The following is a 12858-nucleotide window of genomic DNA, read 5'->3' as shown; positions in this document are numbered from 1 at the left end:
TGACTTTCCCTATCACGGGAAAAGCGCTAGACACGCGCAGATACTCAGACGCATGCCTTTTGCGGCATCGCCAGAATAAAGGAATCGAAATTTGTCCTCTACTTTTGACAAAGTCGCCGACATCATCGCCGAAACGAGCGAAATCGACCGTGATACAATCACGCCGGATAGCCACACAATCGATGATCTGGGCATAGACAGCCTCGATTTCCTCGACATCGTGTTCGCTATCGATAAAGCTTTCGGCATCAAAATTCCGCTGGAACAATGGACGCAGGAAGTGAACGAAGGCAAGGCTCCGACAGAAGAATATTTCGTTCTGAAGAACCTCTGCGCCAAAATCGACGAATTGGTTGCGGCCAAGAAAGGCTGAACCGGCACGCAAGCTGACGGTATTGAAGGGTGAACATCCGTGTTCGCCCTGATTCCGTTTCTGGATCACTCGCAGAATCCACGGACAGAACCGAACCATGCAAAGCAATAAAGTCGTCATCACCGGCATCGGCATCATCTCTTCGCTAGGCGAAGGCGTGGAAGCACATTGGAACAGCTATTCCAAGGCTGGTGCAGAACCACGCCTCGAAAGCGAAGCCTTTGCTCCCTACACTGTCCACCCGCTCGGCGAAGTAGACTGGAGCCTGCAAATTCCAAAGCGTGGCGACCAGCGCCAGATGGAAACATGGCAGCGTCTCGGCACCTATGCAGCAGGACTGGCGTTGCAGGACGCCGGCATGAAGGACGACGAAGCGCTTTGCGCGACCATGGATATGGTCGTCGGCGCAGGCGGCGGCGAACGCGACATCACCGTCGACATGCAGATTCTGGAAGAAGGCCGCACCAGCAATGATCGCGGCGTCATGCTCAACGAGAAACTCTCGACGGAGCTTCGCCCTACCCTGTTTCTTGCGCAGCTTTCCAACCTGCTCGCAGGCAATATTTCCATCGTGCATAAGGTGACGGGCTCTTCCCGTACTTTTATGGGCGAGGAAGGCTCCGGCATTTCTGCAATCGAAACAGCTGCGGCGCGCATCCGCACCGGCCAGAGCACGCATGCGCTCGTCGGCGGCTCCTACAATTCCGAACATTTCGACATGATTCTCGGCCATGAACTGGGCGGCCTGCTCAAGCACGACGGCTGGGCTCCGCTCTGGCAGCGCGACGGTTCGGCCGGGGGCGGCATGATTTCAGGTTCCGGCGGGGTATTTCTTGTTCTGGAAAATGCCGAACATGCGCAAAAGCGCGGCGCACGCGCCTATGCGGAGATCGCCGGTATCGAAAGCGCGCAGGTTCGCCGCAGCAGCCAGGATCTCGCCAAAACGATGCGCGATCTGGTCCTCGCGGCCAATGGCGGCAAGGAGCCGTCCTATGTTATTTCCGGTGCATCGGGCGCGCATGAAGCAACCAGGGCTGAAAAGTCGGTACTGGACGGGCTTGCCGCGACCTATCGCGGTATATCCGGCCTGACCGGTCACCTGCGCGAGGCGCAGTTCCCGCTGGCGCTGGCGCTGGCGGCGATTTCCGTCTGGAAGGGCGAAGCCTTCGCACCGCTCGACGCCTCCGAAAAGGCTGTCGACGGCACGGTCGACGAGGCCATCGTCACCACCATTGGGGCAACGCGCGCCGAAGGCGCTGCAAAGCTGGTGAGAGCATAAGATGAGCAAATATACAGACCATCTGGGCCGTCCCATCGTCGCCATCACAGGTGCAGGCGTTGTTTCCTCCCTCGGCCAGGGCAAGGAAGACAACTGGGCCGCGCTGACCGGCGGACAGTCGGGCATCCACACCATCACCCGTTTTCCCATCGACAATCTGAACACGCGTTTTTCCGGTACGGTTGATTTTCTTCCGGAAAGCGAAGTCGGCGCTTCAGCGCTTTCAGAGGCGCTGGCCCGCCTTGCCGGTGAGGAAGCTGTGGCTCAGTCCGGTCTTTCCACGACGGATTTCGGCGGCCCGCTGTTTCTGGCCGCCCCCCCGGTCGAACTCGACTGGAAGAGCCGCTTCGCACTTGATGCCAGCGTGAAAGACGAAGGACCGGCAAGCTACCAGCTTCTGCTCGAAGCCTGCCGTCGCGCCCGTCAGGATGCGCTCTTCAACACGACGCAGTTCGGCTACATCGCCGAACGCCTGTCGGAAATATTCGGCACGCGCGGCCTGCCGATCACGCTTTCGACCGCGTGCGCTTCCGGCGCAACCGCCATCCAGCTTGGCGTGGAAGCCATCCGTCGCGGTGAAAGCGACCGTGTGCTTTCCATTGGAACCGACGGTTCCGTTTCAGCGGAAGCCCTGATCCGCTTCTCGCTGTTGTCCGCGCTTTCCACCCAGAACGAAAAGCCGGAAAAGGCTTCAAAGCCGTTCTCCAAGGACCGCGACGGCTTCGCCATGTCGGAAGGTTCAGGCGCACTCGTCATGGAATCGCTAGAAAGTGCTGTTGCACGCGGCGCCAAAGTGCTGGGCATTCTGGCTGGTTGCGGCGAAAAAGCCGATGACTTCCATCGCACGCGCTCCAAGCCGGATGCATCGCCTGCAATTGGCACCGTGCGCGCGGCCCTCGCCGATGCCGGTCTGACCGAGACCCAAATTTCCTATATCAACGCGCATGGCACCTCGACACCCGAAAACGACAAGATGGAATATCTGGCGCTTTCGAGCGTATTCGGGGAACGTCTCGGCTCGATTCCCGTTTCCTCCAACAAGTCGATGATCGGCCATACCCTCACTGCGGCTGGCGCAATCGAAGCGGTATTCTCGCTGCTGACAATCCAGACAGGTACCCTGCCCCCGACCATCAACTACGACAACCCGGACCCGGCCATTCCTCTCGACGTTGTTCCGAATGTGAAACGTCAGGCTGAAGTTTCCGCCGTGCTTTCCAATTCGTTCGGCTTCGGCGGACAGAATACCAGCCTTGTTTTGACGGCAAATCCGAATTAATCGGTCCGACAAAGATAAATTCCTGATGATCCCGGACGGTTTGCCGTATCCGGGATCATGCCATGAAAGGAACCACCATGCGCGCCTTGCAGCTACTCGACGATCGTCGCCTTGAAATCACCGACATTACTCCGCCGCCCGCCCCCGGCATTGGCGAAGTTACCGTGAGGATCAAGGCTGTCGCGCTCAATCATATCGACGTATGGGGCTGGCGCGGCATGGCTTTTGCCAAGCGCAAGATGCCGCTGGTGATCGGCGCGGAAGCTTCCGGTGTCGTCGATGCTGTCGGCCCGGGCGTTTCAAGCCTTCTGCCGGGGCAGCTCGTCTCGATTTACGGTGCGCGCACCTGCGGTCTTTGCCGCGCCTGCCGTGAAGGCCGTGACAATCTGTGCGAGCATGTCGGCGGCGTGCACGGTTTCCATCTCGACGGTTTTGCCTGCGAGGCCGTGAATCTTCCAGCCCGCCTGCTTGTTCCTGCCCCTCCCGGCGTGGACGCCATCGGTGCTGCGGTCGCGCCCGTCACTTTCGGCACGGTCGAGCACATGCTGTTCGACAACGCCAAGCTTGAACCGGGCGAAACCGTTCTCGTTCAGGCAGGTGGTTCGGGCATCGGCTCAGCGGCCATCCAGCTTGCCAAGAAGATGGGCTGCACGGTCATCACGACGGTCGGCTCCGACGACAAGATCGAGAAAGCCAAGGCGCTGGGCGCCGATCACGTCATCAACTACCGCGAGGATCGTTTCGAAGGCGTAGTGCGCAAACTCACCAAGAAGAAGGGCGTGGATGTGGTGTTCGAGCATGTGGGCGCGGACACCTGGGCCGGTTCGATGCTCTGCATGAAGCGCGGCGCGCGCCTCGTCACCTGCGGCTCCACCTCGGGTGTTTCCACGAGCATGAACCTGATGCAGCTCTTCCAGCAGCAGCTCAAGATTTTCGGTTCGTTCGGCTGCCGCATGGAAAACATGGCCGACGCCATGCAGAAGATGGCGCGCGGCATCGTGCATCCGGTGATCGACACCGTTGTCGGTTTCAACGACATCGACACGGCGCTGAAGCGCATGGAAGGCCGGGACGTATTCGGCAAGATCATTCTCGAGATCGACTGAACACTGCCGCAATGATGTTCAAACTGAAGCTTTTCCTGTTTCGCTATACGCGCAAGCTGAAGCAACTCAACTATTGGCTGTGGGCGCAGGCGGTTTTTGTGCTGCTTGGTTTCTTGCGTCTTTTCCCGGCGAAGGGGGCGATCAGCTTTTCAGCCAAGGTGGCGCGGCTGATCGGCCCGCTGACCCCCCGCCACAAGGTCGCGACCGATAATCTGCGCGCCGCCTATCCGGAGAAAAGCGAAGCGGAAATCGAGGAAATCGCCCGTGACATGTGGGATTCGATGGCCCGCCTGCTGGCGGAGTACATCTTCCTCGACGCGATTTTCGATTTCGATCCCTATGCTGCCAAGCCGGGCCTCATCGAAGTTGAGGGAATTCCGATCTTCGAACGCCTGCGCGACGAAAAGAAGCCGCACATCTTCTTTACGGCTCATACCGGCAATTTCGAGCTTCTGCCGATCTGCGCCGCCACCTTCGGCCTGAACGTCACCGCTCTTTTCCGCCCCCCGAACAATCCCTATATCGCCAACAAGGTTCTGAAAGCGCGCCGCACCAATATGGGGCATCTGGTGCCGTCGAAAGCGGGTGCGGCCTGGGCGCTGGCGGGCATTCTCGGCGATGGCGGCAATGTGGGCATGCTGGTGGACCAGAAGTTCCATCGCGGTGTGCCATCCACCTTTTTCAACCGCCCGGTAAAAACCAATCCGCTGCTTGCCAAGCTGGCGCGGCAATATGATTGCGATGTCTATCCGGCGCGCTGCATCCGCCTGCCCGGCGGGCGCTATCGGCTGGAGCTCCATGAACGCATGGAACTGCCGCGGGATGGAAAAGGCGAGATCGACGTTGCCGCGACGGCGCAACTTCTCAACGATACCGTGGAAGACTGGGTTCGAGAATATCCTGGCCAATGGATGTGGTTCCATAAGCGCTGGGGATAGGATTCTCACCGTTCATATGATACGGGCAAGCCACGCCGCTCTATCTTTTTGTTTCTACGCATTATCCAACGCAAAACCGCTTCGCACTTTTGCTGGAAATGCTCCAGGAGACCATCATGCGCCCCATTGCCATTGCCCCATCCATTCTTTCCGCCGACTTCGCCCGTCTTGGTGAAGAAGTCGATGCCGTGCTGGAAGCAGGCGCGGACTGGATTCATATCGATGTCATGGACGGGCATTTCGTGCCGAACATCACATTCGGCCCGCAGGTAGTGAAGGCGATCCGCCCGCGCACCAAGGCTTTTTTCGACACACACCTGATGATCGCCCCATGCGATCCCTATCTGGAACCCTTCGCGGATGCGGGATGCGACCTCATCACGGTTCACGCCGAGGCAGGCCCGCACACACACCGTTCGTTGCAGAGCATTCGCGCACTCGGCAAAAAGGCTGGCCTATCGCTCAATCCCGCAACGCCTGTCGAAGCACTGACAAATGTGATCGAAGACGTCGATCTGATCCTCGTCATGACAGTCAATCCGGGCTTTGGCGGACAGAAGTTCATCATGTCTATGCTCGACAAGATCAAACGCGTACGCGACATGGTCGGCGACCGGCCCATCGACATCGAAGTGGATGGCGGCATCACGCCGGAAACAGCTGGGTCGGTCGTAGCAGCAGGCGCGAATATCCTTGTGGCAGGATCGGCCGTCTACAGGGGCGGGTCCGTGGAAGCCTACCGCACCAATATCGAAGCTATTCGCGCTGCTGCCGAAGCTGCCCGCAATTGCTAAGTTACATTTGTTCAATTTCATAGGATAAGCCAATGATCCCGCGCTATTCCCGGCCAGAAATGGTCGCCATCTGGTCTCCCGAAACGAAGTTTCGCATCTGGTTCGAGATTGAAGCCTATGCCTGCGAAGCTCTTGCGCAGCTTGGCGTCATTCCGAAGGAAGCTGCAAAGACTATCTGGGAAAAGGGTAGCGCGGCGAAGTTCGACGTCGCGCGTATCGATGAGATCGAGGCAGTCACCAAGCATGACGTGATCGCATTCCTCACGCATCTGGCCGAATTCATCGGCCCGGACAGCCGTTTCGTGCATCAGGGCATGACTTCCTCCGACGTGCTCGATACCACGCTCAACGTCCAGCTGGTGCGCGCTGCCGATCTGCTGCTCGCCGATATGGATCGGGTGCTGGAAGCTCTGAAAAAGCGTGCTTTCGAGCACAAGGACACGGTGCGTATCGGTCGCAGCCATGGCATTCATGCCGAACCGACGACGATGGGCCTCACCTTTGCGCGCTTTTATGCCGAAATGGCGCGCGGGCGTACCCGCCTCGTTGCAGCGCGGGCAGAAATCGCCACCGGCGCAATTTCCGGCGCCGTCGGCACTTTCGCCAATATCGACCCGCGCGTCGAGGAATATGTCTGCGCCAAACTTGGCCTTGAAGCCGAACCGGTTTCCACACAGGTTATCCCGCGCGACCGTCACGCGATGTTCTTCGCGACGCTCGGCGTCATCGCATCGTCGATTGAAAACATCGCCATCGAAATCCGTCATATGCAGCGCACGGAAGTTCTGGAAGCGGAAGAATTCTTCTCGCCCGGCCAGAAGGGTTCCTCTGCCATGCCGCACAAGCGCAATCCGGTGCTGACCGAAAACCTGACCGGCCTCGCTCGTCTGGTGCGCATGTCGGTCACGCCCGCCATGGAAAACGTCGCTCTCTGGCACGAACGCGATATTTCGCATTCGAGCGTCGAGCGCGCCATCGGTCCGGACACCACCGTCACGCTCGATTTCGCGCTCAACCGTCTGGCTGGGGTGATTGAAAAGCTGGTGATCTACCCGGAAAACATGTTGAAAAACATGAACAAATTCCGCGGTCTCGTTCACTCGCAGCGCGTTCTGCTGGCGCTGACCCAGGCTGGTGTGTCCCGCGAAGACGCCTACCGTCTCGTGCAGCGCAATGCCATGAAGGTCTGGGAACAGGGTGCGGATTTCCTCGAGGAACTGCTGGCCGACACGGAAGTGCGCGCCGCACTTTCCGAAGAGCAGATCCGTGAGAAGTTCGATCTTGGCTATCACACCAAACATGTGGACACGATTTTCAAGCGCGTCTTCGGCTAGGGAGACTTCGCCTCTGGCGGCCTGCAAATCTCGCCAACACTCTTTGGTTGGCTCATAATTTGAATCAGTAAAAAGCCCCATGTTTTTGAAAGCATGGGGCTTTTTGTATTTCAAAAATCAGTTGGCTTACGCCTTGGTCTTGATCGTGTTGACCACGTTGCCCCAAGGGTCCACGAACGTGCTGTTATTGCCGCCACGTGTATCTTCCAGTTCAACCCATGCGAGACCGGTGCGATCCATGTCGCGCTTGCCAGCACCCGCGCTTTGCCAGGCATTGGCCGCGATATGGTGATGATAGCGGCCAGTGGACATGAACACCGCCTTGTCGCCATAGGCCGCTACCGTCTCAAGGCCGAGCTGTTCGTGCCAGAAAGCCTCGGCTTCCCGCGCGTTGCCGACGCGCAGATGGACATGGCCTACTACGGTGTTCTGCGGGGCGTGGTCCCATTCGCCGCCTTCGCGCTTGATGACGTCGAGTAGATCGCCCACATCAAGGGGATCGGTGGTCATGGCCACCTGGTCGCCGTTCCATTGCCATTCGTCATGCGGGCGGTCGGTGTAGATTTCGATGCCGTTGCCTTCGGGATCGGTCAGATAAATCGCTTCGCTGACCTTATGGTCCGATGCACCGCTGACCGGCAACTGCCTGTCGATGGCGCGGCGCGACCAGCGCGCCAGATCGCCACGCGTCGGCAGCAAGAAAGCCGTATGATAAAGACCAGCGCTACGCGGATCATCTGGTTTTGCCGCTGAAAATTGCTCGATTTCCATGAGTTCGCGGTCGCCCGCACCCAGTACAATGGATGCGCCGCGGCGGGTCATTTCGCGCAGGCCGACTACGTCGCGATAATATTCAGCGAGTGTTTCAGCATCACGGGCTTTGAGACCGACGCGAGCGACGCGCACCGGTGTCGTCATTGCGAAGGGAAGCGGTGCGGATAGTCGGGAAGTCTCGGCATCCACCATTTTCGATTGCACGGTCATGTTAATCTCCTTTACGGGATATCTGCGCGTATGAGTGTTCGCTTTCCCCAAAGATCAACATTTGAGGTGCATTTCACAAGATAGTGATCTGCGAACAGGCTGTTCATTATTCGTAAGCTCCATATGCAAGGTTATGGGAGCCGGATGCTTGAAGAAGTCGTAAATGCGCTCTAAATGGGGGCCATGAAAGTCAAAGACGCAGATATTCTAATCATCCCCGGCTATACCAATTCCGGTCCCGATCACTGGCAATCCCGTTGGGAGAGCAGGCTCTCGACCGCGCGACGTGTGCAGCAGGCCGAATGGACGAAGCCTGTCAAGGAAGATTGGGTCGAACAGCTTGTAAGGGCTGCCATCGAGGCCACCAAACCGATCGTTCTGGTCGCCCATTCCCTTGGTGTCGCGACGGCGATCCACGCAATTCCGCAAATACAGCACAAGGTGGCCGGTGCGTTTTTCGTGACCCCGCCTGATGTTTCAAATGAAAAAATTCGCCCTAAACATCTCATGACATTCGGCCCCTATCCACGCGACCCCCTGCCGTTTCCTGCAATTACAGTGGTCAGCCGCAACGACCCGTTTTCAAGCTTTGAAGCTGCGGAAGGCGTGGTCAAGGATTGGGGCGCATTGTTGATCGATGCGGGCGAATCAGGGCATATTAATGCCGAGTCGGGGCATGGCCCATGGCCGGAAGGCTCAATGGTATTTGCCCAATTCATGGCGCAGCTTGAGCCAATAAAGCATCATTAATTCAGTATATTAGAGCGCCTTCTGATTAAAGTGAATCAGAAGGCGCTCTTTTTCAGCTATTATTGTGTCACTCACGCACGGATATCGTCAATGATCGTCTGCGCGCCGAGCCGGATATAGCCGCCATCGGTGCTCAGGGTCAGGAACTGAAAGCCCAGCGGTATATAGCGGCGCGCGAATTCAGCCGTCGGCGAATAGATGCCGGCGAATTTACCTGCAGCAGCAGCCTTGCGGGCAATCGTTGTGACCGGTTCAATAATCGCCTCGGAATCCGGATTGGCTTCGCGCCCATTGCTCCATGCAATCGAGAAATCGGCAGGGCCTACGAAAACCCCGTCTATACCGCGTACATCGAGAATGGCGTCCAATGCATCAAAAGCCTCGCGGGTTTCGATCATCGCAAAAGCCAACGTCTCACGGTTGGCAGTGGTCAGATAATCGTTGGAACCGGGCGCACCATAATCCGCATTGGCGCGGAACACGCCCCAGGAACGTTCACCCACCGGCGGATATTTCATGGAAGCCGCAAATCTGCGCGCGTCCTCCACCGAATTGATCATTGGGGCGACGACGGCCTCGGCACCAAAATCCAGCGCCCGGCTCGCCATATCAAAACGACCGACCGGAATACGCACGACTGGCGGCTTTCCAGCGTTCAGCACCAGGCTGAGACTACGCAATACGCTTTGCTCGTCATGACCGCCATGTTGCATGTCAAGCAGGACAGCCTCGAAAGCGCTATGGGCGAGAACTTCCACCGTCAGAGGTTCAGGCAAGGAGGACCAGGCAGAGAGAACAGTTTCTCCGGCGCGCAGACGTGAAGACAGGGACATCGATATTTCCTTCATGCAAAAAACCGGGGCGGAAATGCTTTTGCATTTCCGCCCCTTGAACGATCAGTCCTGCTTCACCTGCCGAACGGCTTCCTCAAGCAGGGCGAACATCTTCTCGCGGATGGCCTCATCCGTCTGTGTAACGCCGGCTGCGTCGAAGTCCGCGCGAACCTTGCGGAAAACATCTTCATCTCCCGCTTCCTCGAAATCGGAAGCCACGACTTCACGCGCATAGGCGTCAGCATCGGCCTCTTTCTTGCCTAACTGTTCGGCGGCCCAGAGGCCGAGAAGCTTATTGCGGCGTGCTTCGGCCTTGAAGCGCAATTCCGCATCGAGCGCGAATTTCTTTTCAAAAGCGTCGCGGCGATCATCCATGCCAGTGGTCATTCATAAAGCTCCCAAAGCTCCAGGTTAACGAAGAGATTACCAGGCACTCTCTTGCCTAAAGCTGGCAAGGGGCGCAAGATTATACAAGTGCCAAAGAGGGACTTTCTTGCTTTATCTGGCTTGGAAAGGCGGAAATCAGGGAAACGGATGCAAAGCAGGATTGTTAAAAGTACATAATTGCTATAGGTAGCCCGCGAGAATAGCGGCTAAAGCCGATCATCACAGATTTGGAACTCCGAGAAAAGCCATGAACCGTCGCCGCCGTATTTACGAGGGCAAGGCCAAGATTCTTTATGAAGGCCCCGAGCCCGGCACGCTTGTCCAGTTCTTCAAGGACGATGCAACAGCTTTCAATAAAAAAAAGCATGAAGTCGTTGATGGAAAGGGCGTTCTCAACAACCGCATTTCCGAGCATATCTTCACGCAACTCAATCGCATCGGCATTCCCACCCACTTTATCCGCCGTCTCAACATGCGTGAGCAGCTAATCAAGGAAGTGGAAATCATTCCGCTTGAAATTGTCGTGCGCAATGTTGCAGCCGGTTCTCTCGCCAAGCGACTCGGCCTGGAAGAAGGCACTTTGCTGCCGCGCTCCATCATCGAATTCTACTACAAGGCTGATGCGCTCGATGACCCGATGGTCACTGAAGAACATATCACCGCCTTTGGCTGGGCCAGCCCGCCGGAGATCGACGACATCATGGCGCTCGCCATTCGCGTCAACGACTTCCTAACCGGTCTTTTCCTCGGCATCGGCATCCAGCTTGTAGACTTCAAGATCGAATGTGGCCGCCTGTGGGAAGGCGATATGATGCGTATCGTCGTCGCCGACGAAATTTCGCCCGATTCAGCGCGTCTTTGGGATATTGCAACCAATGACAAGCTGGATAAGGACCGTTTCCGCCGCGATATGGGCGGCCTCGTCGAAGCTTATCAGGAAGTGGCGCGCCGTCTCGGCATCATGAACGAGAACGACACGCCACGCCCCGCCGGCCCGGTTCTGGTGAAGTAAGCTTTCCACACAGCCCGGACGATCCTCTCCGGGCTGCTTCATTCGATCAAATCAAGCAGCAGGAACTACAGAGTGATCAAGGCACGCGTCACCGTAACACTGAAAAACGGCGTTCTCGACCCGCAGGGCAAAGCTATTGTCGGCGCGCTCGGAAGCCTGGGTTTCGAAGGAGTTAACTCCGCGCGTCAGGGCAAGGTTTTCGATCTCGAACTCGAAAGCCCGGACAAAGCTAAAGCCGAAGCCGATCTGAAGGCCATGTGCGAGAAGCTGCTCGCAAATACGGTGATTGAAGATTATTCAATCGCTATCGGCTGAGTTATTTGAGAGAGCAGAAGCCATGAAATCCGCAGTTATTCTCCTTCCCGGCCTCAATCGTGACCGCGATATGATCGCAGCGCTCACCAAGATCAGCGGTCAGGCACCCGTCACCGTCTGGCAGACGGATACGAGCATCCCCGATGATATCGATCTGATTCTCATCCCCGGCGGGTTTTCCTATGGAGATTATCTGCGTTGCGGTGCCATCGCTGCGCGTATGCCGGTGATGGATGCTATTCGCGAGAAGGCTGAAAAAGGTGTAATGGTCATGGGCGTCTGCAACGGCTTCCAGATACTCGTGGAGGCCGGTCTTCTGCCAGGCGCACTGATGCGAAATTCTTCACTGAAATTTGTGTGTCGCGAAGTCAAGCTTGAAGTTAGCAACGCCAATACGTCCTTCACTCGCGGTTACAAGCCGGGCCAGATCATCCGCTGCCCCGTAGCCCATCATGACGGCAATTATTTCGCCGATGCCGAAACACTCCAGCGTATCGAAGGCGAAGGTCAAGTCGTATTCCGTTATGCGGAAGGCACCAATCCGAACGGATCGGTCAATGATATTGCCGGTATCGTCAATGCACGCGGCAATGTTCTGGGCATGATGCCGCATCCGGAAAACCTGATTGAAAGCGCGCATGGCGGCGATGATGGCCGCGCCCTTTTCGCAGGTGCGCTGGGGATCGCCGCCTGATCCGCTACTCGATCCGCTTCAGGGGCTGGCGTAGAATTTGATTTCGTGGCAGCTTGTCGTTGCATGACTTCCTACGGCAACCGAATCGGGGAACGATATCGATGCAATTATATTCACGGCCTCTTTCCCCCTATAGCGCATTTGTGCGCGGCGTGCTGTATCTCAAGGATCTGCCGTTCAAGCCGATCATTCCACCCTACCCGTTTCCGGCTGATTTCAGCAATATAACGCCATTAAAGCGCGTTCCGGTGCTAATTACCGGTTCTGGCGAAACTCTGTTCGAAGCGGCGGTCATCGCAGAATATCTGGAAGACCATTTTCCGGAAGTGCCGGTTTTGCCCGGCAACCCGCGTGAGCGCGCCCTGATCCGTCTCATGGCCCGTATCGCCGAACTGGAAATACTGGGGCCTGCCATGAAACTGTTCATCCTTCTGAGCAAGCCCGAACAGGACATGGCATCCATTGAGCGGCTGTTTACCAAGCTGCATCGGGGCCTTGGCGTGGTCGAGGACCGTTTCTCCGATCGCAATTATGCCATCAGCGATACTCCAACGCTCGCCGATGCATGGCTGGTGCCTCTGCGTTTCCTCATGGAGCCGCTCAAGAAGCTCTCCGGCAAGGAAGATTTGCTGAACGCCTACCCAAAATTCGATGCATATGCAGCAAAAGCCAAACAGCATCCAGCGTTCGATCTCATCTGGAATGAAATGAGCGACGGGCTGAAAGCGTTCATGCCGCAGCTTGCATAAAATTCCTTCCATCCGCGTCCATCGGAGCCAT

15 protein-coding genes are annotated in these 12858 nt (G+C 57.2%); 12 read left to right on the top strand and 3 right to left on the bottom strand.

Going from position 1 to position 12858, the window contains the following annotated elements; all coding sequences use genetic code 11:
• Positions 1–91: 91 nt before the first annotated feature.
• From KUG47_RS05040 to purB, 7 genes are all read left to right on the top strand, one after another.
• Positions 92–373, top strand: coding sequence for an acyl carrier protein (locus KUG47_RS05040; protein WP_007874646.1), 282 nt, complete (start codon positions 92–94; stop codon positions 371–373).
• 97 nt (positions 374–470) lie between these two features.
• A complete protein-coding gene (locus KUG47_RS05035; RefSeq protein WP_217676807.1) occupies positions 471–1652 on the top strand; it encodes a beta-ketoacyl-ACP synthase in 1182 nt (393 codons plus the stop codon).
• 1 nt (position 1653) lies between these two features.
• The gene (locus tag KUG47_RS05030; RefSeq protein ID WP_217676806.1) at positions 1654–2931 is read left to right on the top strand and encodes a beta-ketoacyl-ACP synthase; all 1278 of its coding nucleotides are present in this window, start codon (positions 1654–1656) and stop codon (positions 2929–2931) included.
• 77 nt (positions 2932–3008) lie between these two features.
• Positions 3009–4037, top strand: coding sequence for a zinc-binding dehydrogenase (locus KUG47_RS05025; protein ID WP_185918185.1), 1029 nt, complete (start codon positions 3009–3011; stop codon positions 4035–4037).
• A gap of 11 nt (positions 4038–4048) precedes the next feature.
• Complete coding sequence (locus KUG47_RS05020) at positions 4049–4975, top strand: lipid A biosynthesis lauroyl acyltransferase (RefSeq protein ID WP_217676805.1); 927 nt, start codon at positions 4049–4051, stop codon at positions 4973–4975.
• 116 nt (positions 4976–5091) lie between these two features.
• Positions 5092–5769, top strand: coding sequence for a ribulose-phosphate 3-epimerase (gene rpe / locus KUG47_RS05015; protein WP_217676804.1), 678 nt, complete (start codon positions 5092–5094; stop codon positions 5767–5769).
• Positions 5770–5801: 32 nt separating this feature from the next.
• A complete protein-coding gene (purB, locus tag KUG47_RS05010) occupies positions 5802–7103 on the top strand; it encodes an adenylosuccinate lyase (RefSeq protein ID WP_185917963.1) in 1302 nt (433 codons plus the stop codon).
• A gap of 126 nt (positions 7104–7229) precedes the next feature.
• Here the strand turns inward: purB and KUG47_RS05005 are convergent, their stop codons facing one another.
• On the bottom strand, positions 7230–8087 hold the full coding sequence (locus tag KUG47_RS05005; RefSeq protein WP_340162780.1) for a VOC family protein: 858 nt from the start codon (positions 8085–8087) through the stop codon (positions 7230–7232).
• A 183-nt stretch (positions 8088–8270) separates the two neighbouring features.
• Here KUG47_RS05005 and KUG47_RS05000 point away from each other — a divergent pair, with 183 nt between their 5' ends.
• Positions 8271–8837 (top strand): alpha/beta hydrolase, encoded by a 567-nt coding sequence (locus KUG47_RS05000; RefSeq protein WP_217676803.1) that lies wholly within the window; start codon positions 8271–8273, stop codon positions 8835–8837.
• Positions 8838–8908: 71 nt separating this feature from the next.
• On the opposite strand, the gene KUG47_RS04995 is transcribed toward KUG47_RS05000, so the two are convergent.
• Positions 8909–9676: an HpcH/HpaI aldolase family protein gene (locus tag KUG47_RS04995; RefSeq protein ID WP_217676988.1), complete on the bottom strand. Its 768-nt coding sequence runs from the start codon at positions 9674–9676 to the stop codon at positions 8909–8911.
• Between the two features lie 57 nt (positions 9677–9733).
• Positions 9734–10057 carry a DUF1476 domain-containing protein gene (locus tag KUG47_RS04990; RefSeq protein ID WP_217676802.1) on the bottom strand — a complete coding sequence of 108 codons (324 nt, stop codon included), beginning with the start codon at positions 10055–10057 and terminating at the stop codon, positions 9734–9736.
• 247 nt (positions 10058–10304) lie between these two features.
• Between KUG47_RS04990 and purC the strand changes: the two genes are divergently transcribed.
• From purC to KUG47_RS04970, 4 genes are all read left to right on the top strand, one after another.
• The gene (gene purC / locus KUG47_RS04985; protein WP_217676801.1) at positions 10305–11069 is read left to right on the top strand and encodes a phosphoribosylaminoimidazolesuccinocarboxamide synthase; all 765 of its coding nucleotides are present in this window, start codon (positions 10305–10307) and stop codon (positions 11067–11069) included.
• 72 nt (positions 11070–11141) lie between these two features.
• A complete protein-coding gene (purS, locus tag KUG47_RS04980; protein ID WP_217676800.1) occupies positions 11142–11384 on the top strand; it encodes a phosphoribosylformylglycinamidine synthase subunit PurS in 243 nt (80 codons plus the stop codon).
• Positions 11385–11406: 22 nt separating this feature from the next.
• A complete protein-coding gene (gene purQ, locus KUG47_RS04975) occupies positions 11407–12078 on the top strand; it encodes a phosphoribosylformylglycinamidine synthase subunit PurQ (RefSeq protein WP_217676799.1) in 672 nt (223 codons plus the stop codon).
• A gap of 101 nt (positions 12079–12179) precedes the next feature.
• The gene (locus KUG47_RS04970; RefSeq protein ID WP_217676798.1) at positions 12180–12827 is read left to right on the top strand and encodes a glutathione S-transferase family protein; all 648 of its coding nucleotides are present in this window, start codon (positions 12180–12182) and stop codon (positions 12825–12827) included.
• Positions 12828–12858 lie beyond the last annotated feature (31 nt).

It is taken from the genome of Falsochrobactrum tianjinense (assembly GCF_019100495.1).
Taxonomy (GTDB): domain Bacteria; phylum Pseudomonadota; class Alphaproteobacteria; order Rhizobiales; family Rhizobiaceae; genus Brucella; species Brucella tianjinense.
Note: the sequence above shows the minus strand (reverse complement) of the source record. Positions and strands in the feature narration are given on the sequence as shown.

What these genes read in the sequence shown, in the direction of transcription:
- KUG47_RS05035 (WP_217676807.1), top strand. Translation starts at nt 471, where the DNA reads ATGCAAAGCAATAAAGTCGTCATCACCGGCATCGGCATCATCTCTTCG.
- KUG47_RS05000 (WP_217676803.1), top strand. Translation starts at nt 8,271, where the DNA reads ATGAAAGTCAAAGACGCAGATATTCTAATCATCCCCGGCTATACCAAT.
- purB (WP_185917963.1), top strand. Translation starts at nt 5,802, where the DNA reads ATGATCCCGCGCTATTCCCGGCCAGAAATGGTCGCCATCTGGTCTCCC.
- purQ (WP_217676799.1), top strand. Translation starts at nt 11,407, where the DNA reads ATGAAATCCGCAGTTATTCTCCTTCCCGGCCTCAATCGTGACCGCGAT.
- KUG47_RS05020 (WP_217676805.1), top strand. Translation starts at nt 4,049, where the DNA reads ATGATGTTCAAACTGAAGCTTTTCCTGTTTCGCTATACGCGCAAGCTG.
- purC (WP_217676801.1), top strand. Translation starts at nt 10,305, where the DNA reads ATGAACCGTCGCCGCCGTATTTACGAGGGCAAGGCCAAGATTCTTTAT.
- KUG47_RS05030 (WP_217676806.1), top strand. Translation starts at nt 1,654, where the DNA reads ATGAGCAAATATACAGACCATCTGGGCCGTCCCATCGTCGCCATCACA.
- KUG47_RS04970 (WP_217676798.1), top strand. Translation starts at nt 12,180, where the DNA reads ATGCAATTATATTCACGGCCTCTTTCCCCCTATAGCGCATTTGTGCGC.
- KUG47_RS05025 (WP_185918185.1), top strand. Translation starts at nt 3,009, where the DNA reads ATGCGCGCCTTGCAGCTACTCGACGATCGTCGCCTTGAAATCACCGAC.
- KUG47_RS04990 (WP_217676802.1), bottom strand. Translation starts at nt 10,057, where the DNA reads ATGACCACTGGCATGGATGATCGCCGCGACGCTTTTGAAAAGAAATTC.
- rpe (WP_217676804.1), top strand. Translation starts at nt 5,092, where the DNA reads ATGCGCCCCATTGCCATTGCCCCATCCATTCTTTCCGCCGACTTCGCC.
- KUG47_RS05005 (WP_340162780.1), bottom strand. Translation starts at nt 8,087, where the DNA reads ATGACCGTGCAATCGAAAATGGTGGATGCCGAGACTTCCCGACTATCC.